The organism is Pseudomonas sp. P1.31 (assembly GCF_001269815.1).
Taxonomy (GTDB): domain Bacteria; phylum Pseudomonadota; class Gammaproteobacteria; order Pseudomonadales; family Pseudomonadaceae; genus Aquipseudomonas; species Aquipseudomonas rustica.
Genome location: NZ_LHVN01000044.1, coordinates 337,541 through 357,142 on the forward strand (window position 1 = coordinate 337,541; position 19,602 = coordinate 357,142).

At 59.7% G+C, this 19,602-nt stretch carries 17 protein-coding genes; 12 read left to right on the top strand and 5 right to left on the bottom strand.

The window, feature by feature from the left end; translation table 11 throughout:
- Positions 1 to 131 precede the first annotated feature (131 nt).
- Positions 132 to 1,046 (top strand): oxygen-dependent coproporphyrinogen oxidase, encoded by a 915-nt coding sequence (hemF, locus tag AD669_RS27520; RefSeq protein ID WP_053125461.1) that lies wholly within the window; start codon positions 132 to 134, stop codon positions 1,044 to 1,046.
- A 9-nt stretch (positions 1,047 to 1,055) separates the two neighbouring features.
- Complete coding sequence (gene aroE, locus AD669_RS27525; protein ID WP_053125338.1) at positions 1,056 to 1,877, top strand: shikimate dehydrogenase; 822 nt, start codon at positions 1,056 to 1,058, stop codon at positions 1,875 to 1,877.
- A 113-nt stretch (positions 1,878 to 1,990) separates the two neighbouring features.
- Here aroE and AD669_RS27530 read toward each other — a convergent pair whose 3' ends face one another.
- The 3 genes from AD669_RS27530 to betC all read right to left on the bottom strand — a co-directional run bounded on the left by AD669_RS27530 (position 1,991) and on the right by betC (position 6,180).
- Complete coding sequence (locus AD669_RS27530) at positions 1,991 to 3,559, bottom strand: SulP family inorganic anion transporter (RefSeq protein ID WP_053125340.1); 1,569 nt, start codon at positions 3,557 to 3,559, stop codon at positions 1,991 to 1,993.
- A 169-nt stretch (positions 3,560 to 3,728) separates the two neighbouring features.
- A complete protein-coding gene (choX, locus tag AD669_RS27535) occupies positions 3,729 to 4,649 on the bottom strand; it encodes a choline ABC transporter substrate-binding protein (protein ID WP_053125342.1) in 921 nt (306 codons plus the stop codon).
- Between the two features lie 16 nt (positions 4,650 to 4,665).
- Positions 4,666 to 6,180: a choline-sulfatase gene (betC, locus tag AD669_RS27540; RefSeq protein WP_053125345.1), complete on the bottom strand. Its 1,515-nt coding sequence runs from the start codon at positions 6,178 to 6,180 to the stop codon at positions 4,666 to 4,668.
- Between the two features lie 114 nt (positions 6,181 to 6,294).
- On the opposite strand from betC, the gene AD669_RS27545 reads away from it, so the two are divergent.
- Complete coding sequence (locus AD669_RS27545; RefSeq protein WP_053125347.1) at positions 6,295 to 7,245, top strand: LysR family transcriptional regulator; 951 nt, start codon at positions 6,295 to 6,297, stop codon at positions 7,243 to 7,245.
- Positions 7,246 to 7,446: 201 nt separating this feature from the next.
- Positions 7,447 to 8,691, top strand: a complete 1,245-nt coding sequence (locus AD669_RS27550) for an MFS transporter (RefSeq protein WP_053125349.1) — start codon at positions 7,447 to 7,449, stop codon at positions 8,689 to 8,691.
- 11 nt (positions 8,692 to 8,702) lie between these two features.
- Here AD669_RS27550 and AD669_RS27555 read toward each other — a convergent pair whose 3' ends face one another.
- The gene (locus tag AD669_RS27555) at positions 8,703 to 9,377 is read right to left on the bottom strand and encodes an NAD(P)-dependent oxidoreductase (protein ID WP_053125351.1); all 675 of its coding nucleotides are present in this window, start codon (positions 9,375 to 9,377) and stop codon (positions 8,703 to 8,705) included.
- 82 nt (positions 9,378 to 9,459) lie between these two features.
- Here AD669_RS27555 and AD669_RS27560 point away from each other — a divergent pair, with 82 nt between their 5' ends.
- Entirely contained in the window at positions 9,460 to 9,786 is a 327-nt protein-coding gene (locus AD669_RS27560) for a DOPA 4,5-dioxygenase family protein (protein ID WP_053125353.1), read from the top strand.
- Here AD669_RS27560 and AD669_RS27565 read toward each other — a convergent pair whose 3' ends face one another.
- Positions 9,787 to 10,188, bottom strand: coding sequence for a GFA family protein (locus AD669_RS27565; protein WP_053125355.1), 402 nt, complete (start codon positions 10,186 to 10,188; stop codon positions 9,787 to 9,789).
- Between the two features lie 324 nt (positions 10,189 to 10,512).
- On the opposite strand from AD669_RS27565, the gene AD669_RS27570 reads away from it, so the two are divergent.
- The 7 genes from AD669_RS27570 (at position 10,513) to AD669_RS27600 (ending at position 19,601) form a co-directional block, all read left to right on the top strand.
- Positions 10,513 to 11,820, top strand: a complete 1,308-nt coding sequence (locus tag AD669_RS27570) for a CitMHS family transporter (RefSeq protein WP_053125357.1) — start codon at positions 10,513 to 10,515, stop codon at positions 11,818 to 11,820.
- Between the two features lie 70 nt (positions 11,821 to 11,890).
- Positions 11,891 to 12,658, top strand: coding sequence for a TerC family protein (locus AD669_RS27575; RefSeq protein WP_053125361.1), 768 nt, complete (start codon positions 11,891 to 11,893; stop codon positions 12,656 to 12,658).
- 447 nt (positions 12,659 to 13,105) lie between these two features.
- A complete protein-coding gene (locus tag AD669_RS27580; protein ID WP_053125366.1) occupies positions 13,106 to 14,764 on the top strand; it encodes a Na/Pi cotransporter family protein in 1,659 nt (552 codons plus the stop codon).
- A gap of 169 nt (positions 14,765 to 14,933) precedes the next feature.
- A complete protein-coding gene (locus AD669_RS27585; RefSeq protein ID WP_053125368.1) occupies positions 14,934 to 16,313 on the top strand; it encodes a pitrilysin family protein in 1,380 nt (459 codons plus the stop codon).
- A 256-nt stretch (positions 16,314 to 16,569) separates the two neighbouring features.
- Entirely contained in the window at positions 16,570 to 17,598 is a 1,029-nt protein-coding gene (locus tag AD669_RS27590) for a DUF5924 family protein (RefSeq protein WP_053125370.1), read from the top strand.
- A 54-nt stretch (positions 17,599 to 17,652) separates the two neighbouring features.
- Positions 17,653 to 18,801 (top strand): ABC transporter permease, encoded by a 1,149-nt coding sequence (locus tag AD669_RS27595; protein ID WP_053125372.1) that lies wholly within the window; start codon positions 17,653 to 17,655, stop codon positions 18,799 to 18,801.
- Positions 18,798 to 19,601 carry an ABC transporter ATP-binding protein gene (locus AD669_RS27600; RefSeq protein ID WP_053125373.1) on the top strand — a complete coding sequence of 268 codons (804 nt, stop codon included), beginning with the start codon at positions 18,798 to 18,800 and terminating at the stop codon, positions 19,599 to 19,601. Before AD669_RS27595 ends, AD669_RS27600 begins: the two co-directional genes overlap by 4 nt.
- Position 19,602 lies beyond the last annotated feature (1 nt).

A 19,602-nucleotide genomic window follows, 5' to 3' on the forward strand; every position in this document is an offset into this window, starting at 1 on the left:
TCTTTCGTGAACCCCCTATCCAACTCCCATGCTTGATCTTCGTCAACTGCGGCGCGCTGTTCTGCGGTGGTATGCTACGCGCCCATTTGCGTCGCCCGCCTGCGGGGCGCCGCCCGATTCAAGGTGAAGCCATGACGACCCGCACCGACGCCGTAAAGGCCTATCTGCTCGACCTGCAAGACCGCATCTGCGCCGCACTCGAAAGCGAAGACGGCGGCACGCGCTTCGTCGAAGACGCCTGGACCCGGCCTGCCGGCGGTGGCGGTCGCACCCGCGTGATCGAGAATGGCACGCTGATCGAAAAGGGCGGCGTCAACTTTTCCCACGTTTTCGGCAGCGGTCTGCCGCCATCGGCCAGCGCCCATCGCCCGGAATTGGCCGGTCGCGGTTTCGAGGCCCTCGGCGTGTCGCTGGTGATCCACCCGCACAACCCGCATGTGCCGACGTCTCACGCCAATGTGCGTTTTTTCATCGCCGAGAAAGAAGGCGAAGAGCCGGTCTGGTGGTTCGGTGGCGGCTTCGACCTGACTCCGTATTACGGCAACGAAGAAGACTGCATCCACTGGCATCGGGTCGCCGAGCAAGCCTGCGCGCCATTCGGCACCGACGTTTATCCGCGCTACAAGGCCTGGTGCGACACCTACTTCCACATCAAGCACCGCCACGAACCGCGCGGCATCGGCGGGCTGTTCTTCGATGACTTGAACGAGTGGGACTTCGACACCAGCTTCGCTTTCATGCGCGCCATCGGCGACGCCTACATCGATGCTTATCTGCCGATTGTGCAGCGCCGCAAAAACGCTGCGTTCACCGCGCAGCAGCGCGAATTTCAGGAATTCCGCCGTGGGCGCTACGTCGAGTTCAACCTGGTTTATGACCGTGGCACGTTGTTCGGCCTGCAATCGGGCGGACGTACCGAGTCGATCCTGATGTCGCTGCCACCACAAGTGCGCTGGGGCTATGACTGGAAGGCTGAACCGGGCAGCGAAGAAGCGCGCCTGACCGAGTACTTCCTGCAAGACCGCGACTGGTTGGCCGAAGCCTGAGGATTTCTGATGGATCGTTACGTCGTTTTCGGTAACCCGATCGGCCACAGCAAATCGCCGATGATTCACAAATTGTTCGCCGAACAGACCGGCCAGAGCCTCGACTACAGCACCCTGCTGGCGCCGCTCGACGATTTTTCCGGCTGTGCTGAAGCCTTTTTCGTACAAGGTCGCGGCGCCAATGTGACCGTGCCGTTCAAGGAAGACGCCTACCGTCTGGCCAACAGCCTCACCGCGCGAGCACAGCGTGCTGGCGCGGTGAACACCTTGAGCAAACTCGCCGACGGTTCATTGCTCGGCGACAACACTGACGGCGCCGGACTGGTGCGGGATCTGACGGTAAACGCCGGGTTCAGCCTGACCGGCAAACGAATTTTGCTGCTCGGTGCGGGCGGCGCGGTGCGCGGGGCGCTCGAACCGTTGTTGGCGGAGAAACCGGCCTCGGTGATCATCGCCAATCGCACGGTGGACAAGGCTGAGTTGCTGGCCGAGTTGTTCTGCGATCTGGGGCCTGTGTCGGCGAGCGGGTTTGACTGGCTGCGCGAGCCGGTGGACGTGATCATCAATGCGACGTCGGCGAGCCTGACCGGTGATGTACCGCCGATTGCGCCGAGCCTGATCGAACCGGGCAAAACCCTGTGTTACGACATGATGTACGGCAAGGAACCGACGGCGTTCTGCCGCTGGGCCAGCGAGCATGGCGCGGCGGTGTCGATGGATGGGTTGGGGATGCTGGCCGAGCAGGCCGCCGAGGCGTTCTTTTTGTGGCGGGGTGTGCGTCCCGATACGGCGCCAGTATTGGCCGAACTGCGCCGCCAACTAGCGCAATAATCCTTGTAGGAGTGAGCCTGCTCGCGATAGCGGAGTGTCAGTTGATAGGGTTTTTCTGACACTCCGCTATCGCGAGCAGGCTCACTCCTACAGGGTTATGCGGTGCTATCAGATCAATCCTCAAACCGGATCGGACATTTCTCAGGCCCCTCAAGCTTCCTCAACTCCTCCACCACCTGCGGCCGCGCCCGGCGCAAGGTCAAACTACGATTCTGGCTCAACAAGCGCCGCGCCTCCTGATGCAGCATCTCCACCCCCGAATAATCGATGAAGTTGATCTGCTGCGCCTCGATCACCACCCGCGCGCCGTGCATCCGCTGCAAGCGCACTTGCAGGTAATGGCTGGCGCCGAAAAAGATCGAGCCGCCAACCCGCAACACATCATCCTCACCGTCACGCCAATGCTGCACGCGCGGCTGCGAGGTGCGCTTGAGATAGAAGAACAGCGACGCCAGCACCCCGGCATAAATCGCCGTCTGCAATTCCAGTAACAATGTCGCGAGGCAGGTCAGCGCCATGACCACGAACTCGGCACGGCTGACCCGCAGCAATGCGCGGATGCCGCGATGATCGACCAGTCCCCAGGCAATCAACAGAATGCTGCCGGCCATGGCGGGAATCGGAATGTGTGAAATCAGCCCCGCACCGAAAATTGCAAACAGCGCCACCCAGATCGCCGAAAACACCCCGGCCAGTGGCGAACAGGCGCCCGCCTCATAACTCAATCCCGAGCGGGTAAACGATCCGGCCGACAACGACCCGGAAAAAAACGCCCCGACAATATTCGATAAACCCTGCGCGCGGACTTCCTGATTGGCGTCGAGCAACTGCTGCGACCGTGCGGAAATCGAGCGGGCAATCGACAGGCTGGTGACCAGCCCGAGCATGCCCACCGCCACGGCGCTCGGCAGCAAGCGCAGGATCAAATCCACATCCAGTGGCAACGCACTGAACGGCGGCAAGCGCCCGACGAAGGCGCTGACCAGATGCACATGGCCAAACATTGCCGGCCACAGCCACACCAGCAGACTGGCGAGCACCAGCGTGATCAACAGCGTCGGCCAGCGCGGCAGCAATTGTTTCAGCAACACGCCGACCACCACTGTGGCCACGCCGAGAACGAGTGAAGGTTTATCCACAGCCCTGAGGTGTTGCAGCAGATCCATCAGACTCGCCAGCGCCGTGGCTTTCGCCGATAACTCCAGCCCCAACAGGTTCGGCAATTGGCCAATGGCGATCACCACCGCCGCACCGAGGGTGAAGCCGAGCACCACTGAATGCGAGACGAAATTCACCAGCGCGCCGAAGCGCAGCAGGCCGAGCAGCCACTGGAAAATTCCGGCGAGGAAGGTCAGTAGAAGAATGAGGGTGATGTAGTCCTGCGACGCCGGCACGGCCAAAGGGCTGACGCTGGCGAACAGCACGATGGAAATAGCGGCGGTCGGTCCGCAGATCAGGTGCCACGATGAGCCCCACAGGCAGGCGATCAACACCGGAATGATCGCAGCGTAGAGACCGTATTCGGGTGGGAGACCGGCAATCAGTGCGTAGGCAATCGACTGGGGTAACGCGAGAATTGCGCCGCTGAGGCCGACGATCAGATCCCGTCCTACGCTGGCGCGGGATTGCCGCGGGAGCCAGGTGAGGAAGGGGAAGAGAGAGTGGCGGCTGGGGAAGGCCATGGATCCTCGCGGTTGAAATTTTTAGCTAGGGTATCAGCCCGTTACGCTGATCGTTCCCACGCTCTGCGTGGGAACGCCTCAACGGACGCTCCGCGTTCGGCTTTGAATGGGACGCGGAGCGTCCCGGGCTGCATTCCCACGCGGAGCGTGGGAACGATCACCCCACAAATCAAAGCTTCGCTTTTACTGCCGCCAACGCATCCTTCCCGTCTACCGTCTTCACCCCGTCCAGCCACTTGTCCAACACCGCCGGATTCGCCTTGATCCACGCCTTCGCCGCCGCGGCATTAGTGATCTTCTTGTTCACCACCTCAGCCATGATGCTGTTCTCCATCTCCTGCGTGAACGACAGATTGGTCAGCAATTTACCCACATTCGGACATGCCTCGGCATAGCCCTTACGCGTCAACGTAAACACGCTGCCGGTGTCGCCAAAGTACTTCTCGCCTCCTTTCAGGTAATGCATCTTCAACTGCACGTTCATCGGGTGCGGCGTCCAGCCAAGGAAGGTGACGAATTTCTGTTTCTTCACCGCCCGCGACACTTCGGCCAGCATCGCCTGTTCGCTGGACTCGATCAGCTTCCACTGCCCCATGTCGAAGTCGTTCTTCTTGATGATTTCCTGCAACGAGATGTTCGCCGGCGCACCCGAGCCGATGCCGTAAATCTTGCGATCAAACTTGTCGGCATACTTATTCAGATCGGCAAAGTTATGCACACCCGCGTCCCACACGTAGTCCGGCACGGCGAGGGTGAATTCGGTGCCGTCGAGGTTTTTCGCCAATTGCGTGACGTCACCGGTAGCGACGAACTTGTCGTAGAAGCCCTGCTGCGCCGGCATCCAATTACCGAGGAAGACATCCACCTGGCCGTCCTTCAACCCGCCAAAGGTGATCGGCACCGCGAGGGTGTCGACTTTGGCCTTGTAGCCCATGCCGTCCAGCAGAAACCCGGTGATCGCGTTGGTCGCGGCGATGTCGCTCCAGCCCGGGTCGGCCATTTTCACCGTGTCGCAACTCTGCTCGGCGAAGGCCGCAGCGCTGCTCAGCGCGAGCAGGCCAACCGTCACAACTGTGGATAACTTACGCATGGACTTCCCCTTAACATTATTGGTTTTGGCAGGGTTGTGGATAACGTGCTTTGCGTTCCAGATCATCGAGGTCGATGTGGTTGCGCATGTACTGCTGACTGGCGTCAACCAGCGGCTGGTGGTCCCAGCTCTTCAGCTTGCCGATCGTTAGTGCGTCGGCGACAAAACGGCGGCGGCGCTGGCTGGCGAGCACCTCTTGGTGAATCGCCGGAATGTCCCATTTGGCCCGCGCTTCGGCGAGAAAATCGTCGAACAGCTGGCGATGTTGCGGCGATTGACTGAGTTCTTCCAGTTCGCGCGGGTCGTTGCTTACGTCGAAGAGTAGGCAAGGGTCGCTTTCACTGTAGATAAATTTGTAGGCGCCGCGACGGATCATCATCAACGGGCTGACGGTGCCTTCGGCCATGTATTCGCCGAACACTTCGTCGTGACCGCCCTGCCCTTGCAGATGCGAGACCAGCGAGCGGCCATCCAGTGGCAAGCCCGGCTCCAGGGTGCCGCCGGCCAGTTCAACGAAGGTTGGCAGCAAATCGGCAGTCGACACGGCAGCGCTGACCCGGCCCGAAGCGAATTGGCCCGGCGCACTGATCAACAGCGGCACGCGGGCGGCCATTTCGTACCAGTGCATTTTGTACCAGAGGCCTTTCTCGCCGAGCATATCGCCGTGGTCGCCCGAGAACACAATGATGGTGTCATCGATCAGCCCCGTTTCTTCGAGGGTTTGCAGAAGTTTGCCGACGTTGGCGTCTATATAACTGCATGCCCCGAAATATGCCCGACGCGCATCGCGGATCTTATCCACAGGCAGCGGTTTATCCCAAAGGTCATAAACCTTGAGCAGGCGCTGCGAGTGCGGATCGAGCTCGTGTTGACCCGGGGTTGTAGGCAAAGGGATATCGGCATCGTCGTATAAATCCCAGAACGCCTTGGGAATCGTGTACGGATCGTGTGGGTGAGTCATCGATACCGTCAGGCAAAACGGCTGACCGCCATCTTCGCGGATATGATCGAACAGGTACTGCTGCGCCTTGAACACCACCTCTTCATCGAAATCGAGTTGGTTGGTGCGCACGCACGGCCCGGCCTGCAATACCGAGGACATGTTGTGATACCAGGTCGGCCGCACGTCCGGCTCATCCCAGTTCACTGACCAACCGTAATCGGCCGGATAAATGTCGCTGGTCAGGCGCTCTTCATACCCGTGCAACTGATCCGGGCCGCAGAAATGCATCTTGCCCGACAGCGCCGTACGGTAGCCGAGACGGCGCAAGTAGTGGGCGTAGGTCGGCACATCGGCAGGGAAATCGGCAGCGTTGTCGTAAGCGCCGATCTTGCTCGGCAACTGGCCACTGACCAGGGTGAAACGCGACGGCGCGCACAACGGGCTGTTGCAATAAGCGGCATCGAACACCACGCCTTGGGCGGCGAGGCGGGAAAGATTTGGCAGTTTGATCGACGAAGGGCCGTAGAACGGCAACATTGGCGCGGCCATCTGATCGGCCATGATGAAAAGAATATTCTTGCGCTTCATGTGATCGCGGCATTCCATAGTGAATATTTATGCGACATTGCTGCGATCGAGCATGGAGTCCATGCTGTGTCGGGTAAAGCCCGTACCGGGCAATGACTAGGATAAGCACAGCTTATGTATGATGCTTTGGGCGATCTGTCGCTCGACCTGCTGCGCGCCTTCGAAGCCGCCGCTCGTCATCGCAGTTTTACTGCGGCGGCGGTCGAGTTGGGCACCACGCAACCGGCGATCAGTCAGCAGATCAAGCGGCTGGAGGAACAGCTCGGCACGCGGCTGTTTGATCGCATCTACCGAGGCATCGAGTTAACCGAAGTCGGTGCGATCCTTTTCGAGCAAGTTAGCTTGGGTTTGCAGAATATCGACGCAGGATTGAGCGCAATCAGCGCACAGCAACAACATGAAGTGCTGCAAGTTGCCACCGATTTCGCCTTCGCCGCGTACTGGCTGATGCCGCGTCTGCACCGCTTCCATGAGGCCAATCCCCACGTCGACGTCAGCCTGGTCACCAGCGAACGCAACCACAACATGCTGCGCACCGACATCGACGTGGCGATCCTGTTTGGCGACGGGCGCTTCAAGCAGGGCGAGAGCCATTGGTTGTTCAGTGAAGAAGTATTCCCGGTGTGCAGCCCGCAATTGCTCAAGGAACGCGCCCTGCCCTTGCCCGCTCAGGCGTTGCTTGAGTTGCCGCTGCTGCACCTGCGTGGCGAAAACAGCAGTAACTGGTTTGACTGGAGCGGCTTGTTTCGCGAGTTAGGCATCTCCACGCCGCCGGCGCCGGGGCAGTTGCGTTTCGACAATTACACGCTGTTGATCCAAGCGGCGATTGGCGGGCAAGGCGTGGCGATTGGCTGGCGGCACCTTGTGGATAACTTGCTGAGTCAGGGTTTGTTGTGTCGGCCGATTGCTGAAACGACGCTGTCGCGGCTGGGGTATTACGTGGTATTGCCGCAGCGCAAACGGCGTGGGGTGTTGATTCAGCAGTTTGTGGATTGGTTGATGGAGGAGCAGGCGAGCAGCGCCGAATCGCTAAGCGGGTTATCTCTACCGTCTATTGCGGTCTAGTGACTTCATTGAACATGAACCTTCTTCTTTAGCGAGTGGGATAAGCCGATTAGTTCACTCCATAAAAAATCACATTTATCGTTGAAGGTCGTAGCGAGGGGAGAAGTACTACGGAGTGCTCTGATTTTCATCGGTACGTTTATCGATACATCGCCATGAAGGCACTCTAAATAACTCGCTACCTTAATAACGGCAAATCCAATGATCCGAACCCTGCCTCGAGTAGTACAACTTCAGCTGCTAGCGACTTTGCTCAATAGTGCCGGCGGTATCGTCAAATTGTTTTTGCCGTTGTACTTCCTTGAGGTTTACGGGTATTCGTTCTCTACCATCGCCTGGCTTATGGCGGCCTATGGCGGTGGATGCATTGTTGGCGCCTACGTTGGAGGGGTTCTTTCGGAGCGCCTGAATTCGCAATGGGCCACGGGTATTTCGCTTATGTTAAGTGGCGTATTCGCTGCCTCACTGGCGTTGATGCCACCCCTCGGACTGTTACTTGTCGTGGTTCCTCTCGTGGGCATCTTTGACGGTGCATTCCGGCCAGCCAATTTGCGTCTGGTGATGGAGGGCAGCCCGCAAGCGCTACAAGTGCGTGTGCAGGGACTGCATCGAGTTGTATTCAATATGGGCGTAGCGCTCGCCGGAATTATGGCGGGGGTGCTGGTCGGTTTTGGCTACGAATACGTGTTTTTTCTTCAGGGGTTGCTGAACCTGTTCGGCAGCTTTTTCTTGCTCGGTTTCGCCCTTAGACACTCCGCGAAATTGTGGCGGTCGGCGGATTTACAGACGGTGGACAACGCCAATGCCTCGGACGGAGGAAGCTCCCCTTGGCGAGATGGCTTTTTTCTTGTCTTCATACTTGGTCAGTTATTGGCGTTGGGCATCTTCGATCAGATGTACGGCACTTTCGGGATTTTTATCAGTGAACACACCGAGGCTGGTGCACATTGGATCGCGTATCTGTTTTCAATGAACGCTTTGCTCGTAGTAGTGCTGCAATTACCCGTGAGTCGAATGATCGAACGCCATGGCGTGGTTATCGCCTCGCGTCTTGGAGGTCTGCTACTCAGTGGAGCATTTCTTGTTTTGAACATGGGCAGCCATATCATCTGGGCTGTGTTGACGATGCTGATTCTCACCGCTGCCGAGTTATTGCTGATACCCGTCTGGACACTATCGGTCATGAACCGCTCGCACGGGCGCCAAAGAGGAAAGTATCTGGGCATATTCAGCGCCGCCTGGCTTGGGCATTCGTTATATGGCCCTGGCTTGGGAACATGGTTATACGGCGCTTATGGCGGTTTTGTTTTATGGTGGATCTGCGCGGCTGTGGGAGGCTTGATGGTTATGCTGCACTACTCGACGGTTCCGAAGTTATGGGCAAGTCCGACGGGAACGCCGACCGCGGAGCGATCGGTCGTCCCAATGAAGAACTGCGAACTTTAACGCGATCCTGGCTATTGATCCGTTATGCCATCGGCGGCGACAAAGTTCACATGCTGACCCACATGCAAATTCAGCCGCAGCTCATCAGCAATGCCCACCGCCACGCGATTCAGTCTTTCCAGCGGCTCAGCCAATCCCGGTTCCAGATTGCCGCCAACCTGACTGAAATGCTCAATCGTCAGCCCGGCCACGCCATGCGGCGCATTGACCAGCGTCCACTGCAGCGGGCTGCTTTGCAGCGCTTCACGGATTTCCTCGGCGGCGTGGCGTTGCAGGCGATCGTCCAGTTCCGGTTCGTCGAGCACCGAGAACTCTCCTACCAAAAACAGTCGCGAAACATTCGCCGCTTGCAGGCCATCGACCAAAGCATCTACGGCAAGTACCTGCTCCACCGGCCCGAGCACCACTGAGCGTTCAACGTGGTCGCTACTGAACGGCAACCCCGGCGCATCCAATAAACAGATGACCGCCGAACTGCCTGCCACACTTTGATTAACCCGCTCGGAATCGAACAGATCACCGCTTTTCGTACGTAGACCCGGACGCGGCGCAAGCGCGGTGAGGTCGTCGAGGATGGCGATGACTTCGTGCTGGCGACGCAGCAACTCAGCCATCAACGCACCGCCCAGGCTACTCATGGCACCATAGACCACCACTTTAACCGCCGGGGTTTCGGCATTTTTCATGGCTGATCCCTTTTGTTATCCCTTGTATGGCGTGTGACATACGGGTAACGCCGAGGGTTCGAATCGATTCAGAGGCTTTCAGATGCAAGCGATCAAGGGTTATCACGCCCACGTCTATTTCGACGCCAGCACCATTGAGCAAGCGCGGACATTGTGCGAGCAGGCCGCGCAGTTGTTTCCGTTGAAAATGGGCCGCGTCCACGAACGCCCGGTCGGCCCGCACCCGGACTGGAGCTGCCAACTGGCCTTCGGCCCCGGGCTGATTGCCGATGTGCTGCCGTGGCTGGCGCTGAATCGCAAAGGCCTGGTGGTGTTTCTGCACCCGGACACGGGGAATGACTTGCTCGACCACACGGAACACGCGATCTGGATGGGCGCGATTCGCCCGCTGAATCTGTCTGTTTTCTAATCAAAGCGTTTCTTCGGCTTCACCCGGTAGATGTTCGTCCAGATGCAGCCACGGCAATTGGCTGTCCGTCCAGATATGCCGTTCGGCCGGCGCCAGCTCTGGCTGATCCAGCGTGGCGATGGTCACGTCGATGCTCTCGGGGCTGAGCAATGTGACCAACGCCAGTTGCGCGCCACAGGTCGGGCAAAAATACCGCGCGCAACTTGGCGACGAGTCATACCGCGACGGCGTCCCGGCGAGCCATTGGAAATTTGCCGCCGGCACGGTGATCCACGTCGTGACAATCCCGCCGCTGACCTTGCGGCAGATTGAACAATGGCAGTGAGCGATGTCATGCAACGGCCCGCTGAACTGATAACGAATGTTTCCGCAATGGCAGCCGCCGCTGTGCAATTGGCTCATGTTGAACGCCCTCCTTCCCGTGTTTATTGACTCAAGTTCGCATCCGACGACCGGTTGACCGTTCATTCAAAGCTTTCACCAGCGAAAGGTAGCTGAAAGCTTCCGCGATTAGGATCGCCTCCACTTCCGGCAACAGACCGGTTGGCCAATGCGTGTGATGTCTCGCTCGCGCGGCCCAATTAACAACAACAATGGTGATTCTGATGTCCTCTATAGCCCGCCTCCTCGCTGTAACTCCGCCCGTACGCCTCGTGCTTGCCGTTCTGCGCTGATCCCTCGCCGATCCGCTCACCTCACTAGCCGCGCTACGCCTGGAGTATTCCCATGCTGACTTTCCTTGGCTTCGCCATGGTCATCACGTTCATGTTCCTGATCATGACCAAGCGCCTGTCCGCGCTGATCGCTCTGATCGTGATCCCGATTCTGTTCGCTCTGTTCGGTGGTTTTGCGCCGAAGATCGGCCCGATGATGCTCGAAGGCATCACCAAGCTGGCGCCGACCGGCGTGATGCTGATGTTCGCCATTCTGTATTTCGCCCTGATGATCGACTCCGGCCTGTTCGACCCGGCCGTGCGCAAGATCCTCAAACTGGTCAAGGGCGACCCGCTGAAAGTTTCGGTCGGTACCGCCGTCCTGGCGCTCGTGGTTTCCCTCGATGGTGACGGCGCGACCACTTACATGATCTGCGTGGCCGCCATGCTGCCGCTGTACAGCCGCATCGGCATGAGCCCGCGGATCATGGCCGGTCTGATCATTCTCGCTGGCGGCGTGATGAATATGACGCCGTGGGGCGGCCCGACCGCCCGTGCGGCCAGTGCGCTGCATGTCGATCCGTCGGACATTTTCGTGCCGATGATTCCGGCCATGGCCGCCGGTGTGGTGGCGATCCTGATCATTGCCTACTTTTACGGCAAACGTGAGCGTGCGCGCCTCGGTGAGTTGCATCTGATCGGCGATGAAATGGATCACAGCGAAATCAGCGTCTCGCAGTTCCCGGATGCCCGTCGTCCGAAGCTGATCTGGTTCAACGGTCTGCTGACGTTGGTGTTGATGTGCACGCTGATCGCCGGCCTGTTGCCGCTGCCGGTGCTGTTCATGGTGGCGTTCAGTATCGCGATGATCGTCAACTACCCTTGCCTGCAAATGCAGAAGGATCGTGTCGCGGCCCACGCCGGTAGTGTGCTGTCGGTGGTCAGTCTGATTTTCGCTGCGGGTATCTTCACCGGTATCCTCTCCGGAACCGGCATGGTCGACGCCATGTCGAAAAGCCTGTTGGCAGTGATTCCGGATTTCCTCGGCCCGTACCTGGCGGTGATCACGGCGCTGGTGAGCATGCCGTTCACGTTCTTCATGTCGAACGACGCGTTCTACTACGGTGTGTTGCCGGTGTTGTCCGAAGCGGCCAGCCATTACGGCATCACCGCGGTGGAAATGGCACGTGCCTCGATCGTCGGTCAGCCCGTCCACTTGCTCAGTCCGCTGGTGCCGTCGACTTACTTGCTGGTGGCTTTGGCCGGTATCGAGTTCGGTGACCATCAACGTTTCACCCTGAAGTGGGCAGTGCTGGTCTGCATGTGCATACTTGTGGCGGCATTGCTGTTGGGGACTTTCCCGCTGTTCAGCACTTTGTAACGGCATCAACTCACCAACACGCCAGCTGCTTGCTGGCGTCTTGGTTTAACACACGCTTAAAGGAATACACATGGAATGGCTGACCAACCCCGAAATCTGGGTTGCCTTCTTCACCCTGACCGCCCTGGAAATCGTCCTCGGCATCGATAACATCATCATGATTTCGATCCTGGTCAGCCGCATGCCCAAGCACATGCAGCAGCGCACCCGGATCTTCGGTCTTGGCCTGGCCATGATCACGCGGATCCTGTTGCTGCTGTCGATCACTTGGGTCATGCGCCTCACCGCCGACCTGTTCGAAGTGTTCGGCCAGGGCATTTCCGGTCGCGACCTGATCCTGTTCTTCGGTGGTCTGTTCCTGCTGTGGAAGAGCTCGCAGGAGATGTATCACGCGCTGGAAGGTGAAGACGAAAGCGAGGACACCCCCGGCGGCAAGGGCGGCAACTTCCTCTACACCATCATTCAGATTGCGATTATCGACATCGTCTTCTCGCTGGATTCGGTGATCACTGCTGTCGGCATGGTTTCCCATGTACCGGTGATGGTCGCGGCGATTGTTGTGGCGGTGCTGGTGATGATGCTGGCGTCGGGCAAGATCAGCGAGTTCATCGACAAGCACCCGTCGCTGAAGATGCTGGCGCTGTCGTTCCTGCTAGTGGTCGGTACTGTGCTGATTGCCGAGTCGTTCGACGTGCATGTGCCGAAAGGCTACGTCTACTTCGCCATGGGCTTCTCGCTGGCGGTTGAGGCGATCAACATCAAGCTGCGCGGCGCGATTGCCCGCAAGAAAAAGCAGCAAGACCCGGTGAAACTGCGCAAGGACATCCCGGGCCAGTAACCCGCAACACCCTTGTGGGAGCGGGCTTGCTCGCGAAGGCGGAGTGTCAGCCGACAGCAATGTTGGCTGACACTCCGCCTTCGCGAGCAAGCTCGCTCCCACATTTGTTTTGGGTGATATCCAGACTTTTTTTACCCGCAAAAACCTGTGGCGAGGGGATTTATCCCCGATGGACTGCGCAGCAGTCCCCTACTTTTGGCTTAAACAACGGGGGCCGCTGCGCGACCCATCGGGGATAAATCCCCTCGCCACAGGATCATTGGTGGATTGGAAATCTGAGAGGTGGATGAACCCATTTTCATGACACTTTTGTTTCAATCAACACTTTAGCTGTGCAATGCTGGCGCCCAGTCCGTTAGCCAACTACAGCTTAAGTATCAAAAACGTAGAAACCGCGCGGTACCGTCAACTTGCTCCTTTGGGGCACTGCTATTACAGGGGGTCTGCATGCTCACCCTGCTCAATCTGCTTTCCGCCGTCGCCCTGCTGATCTGGGGCACGCACATCGTTCGAACCGGCATCCTGCGGGTGTACGGCACCAATCTGCGCCATGTGATTGGCCAGAACATGTCCAAGCGCTGGCTCGCGTTCGTGGCCGGCATCCTCGTGACCGCCATGGTGCAGAGCAGCAACGCCACCGCCATGCTCGTCACCTCCTTTGTCGGTCAGGGCCTGATGGCGCTGACCCCGGCGCTGGCGACCATGCTTGGCGCCGACGTCGGTACCGCGCTGATGGCGCGAGTGCTGACCTTCGACCTGTCGTGGCTGTCGCCGCTGCTGATTTTTCTCGGGGTGATTTTCTTTCTGTCGCGCAAACAGACGCGGCTCGGGCAAATGGGGCGGGTGTCGATCGGTCTCGGGCTGATCATTCTCGCGCTGCAACTGATCGTCGAGGCCGCCGCGCCGATCACCCACGCTCAGGGCGTGAAGGTGATTTTCGCCTCGCTGACCGGCGACATCCTCCTCGACGCCTTGGTCGGCGCGTTGTTCGCGATGATTTCCTACTCCAGCCTCGCCGCCGTGCTGCTCACCGCGACGCTGGCCGGCGCAGCGGTGATCAGCCTGCCGGTAGCGATCGGTCTAGTGATCGGCGCCAACATCGGCAGCGGCGTGCTGGCATTCATGAGCACCAGCATGCAGAACGCCGCTGGCCGGCAAGTGGCGCTGGGCAGTCTTTTGTACAAACTGATCGGCCTGCTGCTGATCATCCCGGTGCTCGACCCGCTGGTGCACTGGATCGACAGCCTCGATTTCAGCCCGCAGGAAATGGTCATTGGCTTCCACCTGCTCTACAACACCGCGCGCTGTCTGATTCTGTTGCCGAGCGTCGGCCCGATGGCGCGACTCTGCGCCTGGCTGCTGCCGGAGCGGCCGGAGCTCAACGGCACCGCCAAACCGCGTCACCTCGACGCCACCGCGCTGGTCACACCGAGTCTGGCGCTGGCCAACGCCGCGCGGGAAACCCTGCGCATGGGCGATCTGCTGGAGAACATGCTCGACGCCACCCTCGATGTGCTGCGCGGCAAGCAAACCGCCGTCACTCAGGAAATCCGCCGGCAGACCGACGACATCGAATCGCTGTACAGCGCGATCAAGCTCTACCTGGCGCAGATGCCGCGCGAAGACCTCGGCGAGCAAGACAGTCGACGCTGGGCCGAGATCATCGAACTGGCGATCAACCTGAAACTCGCCAGTGATCTGATCGAACGCATGCTGCGCAAGATCCAGCAGCAGAAAACCTCGCAGCGTCGCTCGTTCTCCGAAGAAGGTCTGGAGGATCTGGCCGGGCTGCAGCAGCAATTGATCTCCAACCTGCGTTTGGGGCTGTCGGTATTCCTCAGCGGCGACCGTGAAAGTGCTCGCCAATTGCTGCGTGAAAAACGCCGCTTCCGCGCGCAGGAACGGCGTTTGGCCCACGCGCATGTCAGCCGTTTGCAACGCAAGATCGTGCAGAGTATTGAAACCAGTTCGCTGCACCTGGAGTTGATTGCCGACATGAAGCGTTTGAATTCGCTGTTTTGCGGCAGTGCGTATGTGGTGCTGGAAACGGCGGACACCGGAGCGCTGGCGTCGGATGATATTGCCGACATCACGCATTCGCCTTGAACGTTTTACGGCTGGGTTTAGTCAGTTACATTGATTCAGCCTTCAGGCCGCTATCGCGAGCAGGCTCACTCCTACAGGGGGACGCATTCCAAATGTAGGAGTGAGCCTGCTCGCGATGGGGCCCTGACTGACGACACGGATCTCCAAATCAGCCGTATGGAAGCCTGTTATGCGTTGCCTGTTGTTCGCCTGTCTGTTGCTCGGTTCCCTGCCCGTCTTCGCCCTGGATCGCTTTCAGGTCGAAGGCTATGCGCTGCCCAACGGTTTGCAGTTGCTGCTCAAACCCGGCACGGAACGCGGGCATGTGGCGATCCGCTTGGTGGTCGGCGTCGGCCTCGATGATTTCGATTGCGACGACAAAGAGCTGCCGCACCTGCTCGAGCATCTGCTGTTCAGCGGCATCGACGCCACGGGCGAAGGTGGTTTAGAGGAACGCATGCAGGCACTGGGCGGTGACTGGAACGCCTTCACCAGCAACGCCGACACCACGTTCGTCATCGAGGCCCCGGCGAAGAACCAGCGCAAGGTGCTCGACCTATTGCTCGATCTACTCACGCAAACGCGCATCGACGAAAACGCGATCAACGCCGCCAAACGCGTGGTCGAGCGCGAGGACGGCGGCCATTACACGCGTCTGCAACGCTTCCTCGATCGCCAGGATCTCGGCCACACCGCGAGCAATCAGCTGGCCGTCGAACTGGGCCTGAAATGCCCGCAACGCGCCGAGGTCGGCCACCTGACCCAAGAGCAACTGGAGAAGGTGCGCAAAGCCTGGTACGCGCCGAACAACATGACCCTGATCGTCGTCGGTGAACTCGACAAACTGCTGCCGGCCTATCTCGAACGCGCCTGGGGCGCACTCGAAGCGGTTGAGCCGAGCGAACATCGCCCATTGCCGGACATCCGCACCAGCGCCGCCCATGAACGCACCCTCACCCGTGGTTTCATCGGCGACAGCGCCAAGCTGCACTGGCTGGTGCCGGAGCCGGTGATTGACGATCAGTACGACGAGACGTTCGACATCCTCAAGGATTATCTGGACTGGGCGCTGTACCGGCAGATCCGCCTCAACCACGGTTTGTCGTACGGGCCGTGGGCTGAGCGTGAAGTGTTTGGTGGTGTTGGCTTCATGAGCCTGAACGCTGATCTTGATCGCGATGACGTCGACGAAGCCATCCAGGTGCTCGAAGACCTCAAGGCCGACCTGCTGAAAAACGGTCTCGACCCGGCGACTTTTGCCCGCATCAAACAGGCATCCATCGCCCACCAGGCGTGGGCGGTGCAGGGTAATAGCGCGATGGCGGATTATTACTGGAGTGCCCTGAGCGATTACGAGGACGGCCGCTTCGCCAACCCGGCGCGCGAGCTGCAGGGCGTGACGCTGGAAGCGGCGAATAAGGCCATGCGTGAGTTGCTGTTGCAGCCGGGGTATTTGCGGATTGAAAAGCCGTTGATCAGTGATGATCAGGTGTTGTGGTTGAGTGCGGGTGGCTTGGGCTTGGTGCTATTGATCCTGATCGGCTGGCGTTTGCATCGTAAGCGGGGTTGAAGATCAAAAGATCGCAGCCTTCGGCAGCTCCTACATGGAATACCCATGTTGTGATGATGAGGTCCTTGTGGCGAGGGGATTTATCCCCGATGGGCTGCGAAGCAGCCCCAAACCCTGCAACCCCATTCATTCAGGCAAACCGCATTCGCAGGATTTACGACGGCTGCGCCGCCGAACGGGGATAAATCCCCTCGCCACAGGGGCTAGGCGGCGGTAACCTTTCCGGGATTTTTCCTACAGCGTTGTGAACCCCGACATGCCGAAAATACAGCTCTTGATCCAGCGCATTCTCGAACTGATGAAGCGCTATCCCGGGGTCATTGCGCTCGGTGGTTTCATCTCCGGGGTCGGCAGTTTCATCATGGTCGATCGTCAGCAGGGGCTGGCAAGCTGGATCACGGTGATCATGCTGCTCAGCTGGATCTGGCTGATGCTGGAAAACACCCTCACCGGCCTGTTCACCCGCATCTTCAAACGCGAAATTCCCCAGCCGTTGCTGCGTTACGCAACGCAAATGATCCACCAGGAAAGCCTGTTTTTCGTCCTGCCGTTCTTCTTCATCACCACGACGTGGAACAGCGGTCAGTTGGTTTTCACCGGACTGCTCAGCGTCGCGGCACTGATCTCGATCGTCGATCCGCTCTACTACAAATGGCTGGCGCCACGGCGCTGGGCGTTCCTCGCGTTGCACACCCTGACCCTGTTCGCCGCCCTGCTCACCGCGTTGCCGGTGATCATGCACCTGACCACCTCGCAGAGTTTCAAGTGGGCGCTGGGCATTGCCGTGCTGTTGTCGTTCCCGAGTCTGGCGTCGATCTTCCCGATCCGCACGGTGCGCAACGCGCTGGCGATTCTGTGCATCACCGTCGGCATCGGCGGCGTCGGTTGGGTGCTGCGTTCGTGGGTGCCGCCGGCGACGCTGTGGATGACCGACGTGGCGATCAGCACGCAATTGCAGGATCGAACCCCCGGCGCCAGCCTCGACACGGTCAGCGCCGAGCAGATTCGTGGCGATGGCCTCTACGCCTACACCGCGATCAACGCGCCACGCGGGCTCGATGAGCGCATTTATCACGTCTGGCAGTTCAACGGCAAAGAGGTCGATCGCATCCCGCTCGACATCCATGGCGGGCGCAAGGAAGGCTACCGGGCGTGGACGCACAAGCAGAATTTCCCCGGCAACCCTGCGGGCAAATGGCAGGTGCGCGTGTTGACCGAGGATGGCCAAGTGATCGGCGTGCTGCGCTTCGAAATCACCGACAGCACAGCGATCAAAGAAAAGTAGTCCGGTTCGTGCTATTACCTATCCCAGCGTAATCAGCCGAAAAGCACGGAGCTTATGACCAGCAGTTCGATCAGCGGCAATGCCCAACTGGACACGTCGATCAGCCCTGCCCGCCTGCGCGTGACCGGGGACTGGACGCTTGCCCATTACGCCGAGCTCAAGACCCTCAGCGAAAAGCTCCACGGCCAATACGACGCCAACACCCCGATTGACCTCAACAGCCTCGGCGCCCTCGATACCGCTGGCGCTTCGCTGCTGGTCGAGCTGCTCGGCTCCGAGCGCCTCGGTAAATCTGCCGAGCACCCTGATTGCACGATTTCCACCGCCGACCGTGCGCTGCTGCAAACCGTGTATCGCTCCATGACCGACTTCTGCGTACCGATAAAGGAAGCGGAAATCAGCGTCAGCGTGCAATTGCTCACGCGCATTGGTCGTGCGGTCGATACGGTCTGGCAGGACACCCTGCAACTGCTCGGCTTCGTCGGCCTGATTCTGGAAACCATCGCTCGCAACCTGTTCCGGCCCAAGCGCTGGCGCATCACGCCAATGATTGCGCACATCGAACAGACCGGCCTCGACGCCGCACCGATCGTGGCGTTGCTGACCTTTCTGGTCGGCGCGGTGGTGGCGTTCCTCGGCGCGACGGTGCTGGCCAGTTTCGGCGCGACGATTTTTACCGTGGATCTGGTCGGTTTCTCGTTCCTGCGTGAATTTGGCGTGCTGCTCACCGCGATCCTCATGGCCGGGCGCACCGCCAGTGCCTTCACCGCGCAGATCGGCTCGATGAAGGCCAACGAAGAAATCGACGCGATCCGCACCCTCGGCCTCGACCCGATGGAGCTGCTGGTGGTGCCGCGCGTGCTGGCGATGCTGGTGGCGCTGCCGATGTTGACCTTTCTGGCGATGCTCTGCGGGATCATCGGCGGCGGCGTGGTGTGCGCGGTGTCGCTGGATATCTCGCCGGCGATGTTCCTGACGCTGTTGCAGTCGGACATCGGCGTGCAGCACTTTCTGGTCGGCTTGGTAAAAGCGCCGATCTTCGCCTTCATCATTGCCGCGATTGGTTGCCTGGAAGGCTTCAAGGTCAGCGGCAGCGCCGAGTCGGTCGGCGCCCACACGACGTCTGCCGTGGTGCAGTCGATTTTCGTGGTGATCGTGCTCGACGCGGTCGCCGCACTGTTCTTCATGGAGATGGGCTGGTGAGTCGTCTACCCCGCGCGCCCTCGGAGGCGGTGATCGAAGTCCGTGGCCTGTGCAATCGCTTCGGTAGCCAGAGCGTGCACGAAAACCTCGATCTGGATTTGTACAAAGGCGAAATCCTCGCCGTGGTAGGCGGTTCCGGCAGCGGCAAATCGGTTTTGCTGCGCAGCATTGTTGGCCTGCGTCGGCCCAGCGAAGGTATCGTCAAAGTGTTCGGCAAGAACCTGCCGAGTCTGTCGGAGCACGAGCGTTCGATGGTTGAACGACGCTTCGGCGTCTTGTTCCAGAAGGGCGCGCTGTTTTCCTCGCTGACGGTGACCGAGAACGTCGCCCTGCCCCTCATTGAACACGCTGGCCTCAGCCGCAACGACGCCGAACACTTGGCCGCCGTGAAGCTGGCGCTGGCCGGGTTGCCATTGTCGGCAGCGGATAAATATCCTTCGTCGCTGTCCGGCGGCATGATCAAGCGCGCCGCTCTGGCCCGGGCCTTGGCGCTGGATCCGGACATTCTGTTTCTCGATGAACCCACCGCCGGCCTCGATCCGATTGGTGCGGCGCAATTCGACCAATTAATCCTGACCCTGCGCGATGCGCTCGGCCTTAGCGTGTTTCTGGTGACCCACGACCTCGACACGCTCTACACCATCACCGACCGCGTGGCGGTGCTGGCGCAGAAGAAAGTGCTGGTCGCCGGCCCGATCGACGTCGTTTCGGAGACCGACGACGCCTGGATTCACGAATACTTCCACGGCCCGCGCGGCCGCTCGGCGCTGGACGCCGCCAAATTGCTCAACGAGGTCTGAC

Coding starts and splice junctions, on each gene's coding strand:
- hemF (WP_053125461.1), top strand. CDS start 132: ATGACGACCCGCACCGACGCCGTAAAGGCCTATCTGCTCGACCTGCAA.
- aroE (WP_053125338.1), top strand. CDS start 1,056: ATGGATCGTTACGTCGTTTTCGGTAACCCGATCGGCCACAGCAAATCG.
- AD669_RS27530 (WP_053125340.1), bottom strand. CDS start 3,559: ATGGCCTTCCCCAGCCGCCACTCTCTCTTCCCCTTCCTCACCTGGCTC.
- choX (WP_053125342.1), bottom strand. CDS start 4,649: ATGCGTAAGTTATCCACAGTTGTGACGGTTGGCCTGCTCGCGCTGAGC.
- betC (WP_053125345.1), bottom strand. CDS start 6,180: ATGAAGCGCAAGAATATTCTTTTCATCATGGCCGATCAGATGGCCGCG.
- AD669_RS27545 (WP_053125347.1), top strand. CDS start 6,295: ATGTATGATGCTTTGGGCGATCTGTCGCTCGACCTGCTGCGCGCCTTC.
- AD669_RS27550 (WP_053125349.1), top strand. CDS start 7,447: ATGATCCGAACCCTGCCTCGAGTAGTACAACTTCAGCTGCTAGCGACT.
- AD669_RS27555 (WP_053125351.1), bottom strand. CDS start 9,377: ATGAAAAATGCCGAAACCCCGGCGGTTAAAGTGGTGGTCTATGGTGCC.
- AD669_RS27560 (WP_053125353.1), top strand. CDS start 9,460: ATGCAAGCGATCAAGGGTTATCACGCCCACGTCTATTTCGACGCCAGC.
- AD669_RS27565 (WP_053125355.1), bottom strand. CDS start 10,188: ATGAGCCAATTGCACAGCGGCGGCTGCCATTGCGGAAACATTCGTTAT.
- AD669_RS27570 (WP_053125357.1), top strand. CDS start 10,513: ATGCTGACTTTCCTTGGCTTCGCCATGGTCATCACGTTCATGTTCCTG.
- AD669_RS27575 (WP_053125361.1), top strand. CDS start 11,891: ATGGAATGGCTGACCAACCCCGAAATCTGGGTTGCCTTCTTCACCCTG.
- AD669_RS27580 (WP_053125366.1), top strand. CDS start 13,106: ATGCTCACCCTGCTCAATCTGCTTTCCGCCGTCGCCCTGCTGATCTGG.
- AD669_RS27585 (WP_053125368.1), top strand. CDS start 14,934: ATGCGTTGCCTGTTGTTCGCCTGTCTGTTGCTCGGTTCCCTGCCCGTC.
- AD669_RS27590 (WP_053125370.1), top strand. CDS start 16,570: ATGCCGAAAATACAGCTCTTGATCCAGCGCATTCTCGAACTGATGAAG.
- AD669_RS27595 (WP_053125372.1), top strand. CDS start 17,653: ATGACCAGCAGTTCGATCAGCGGCAATGCCCAACTGGACACGTCGATC.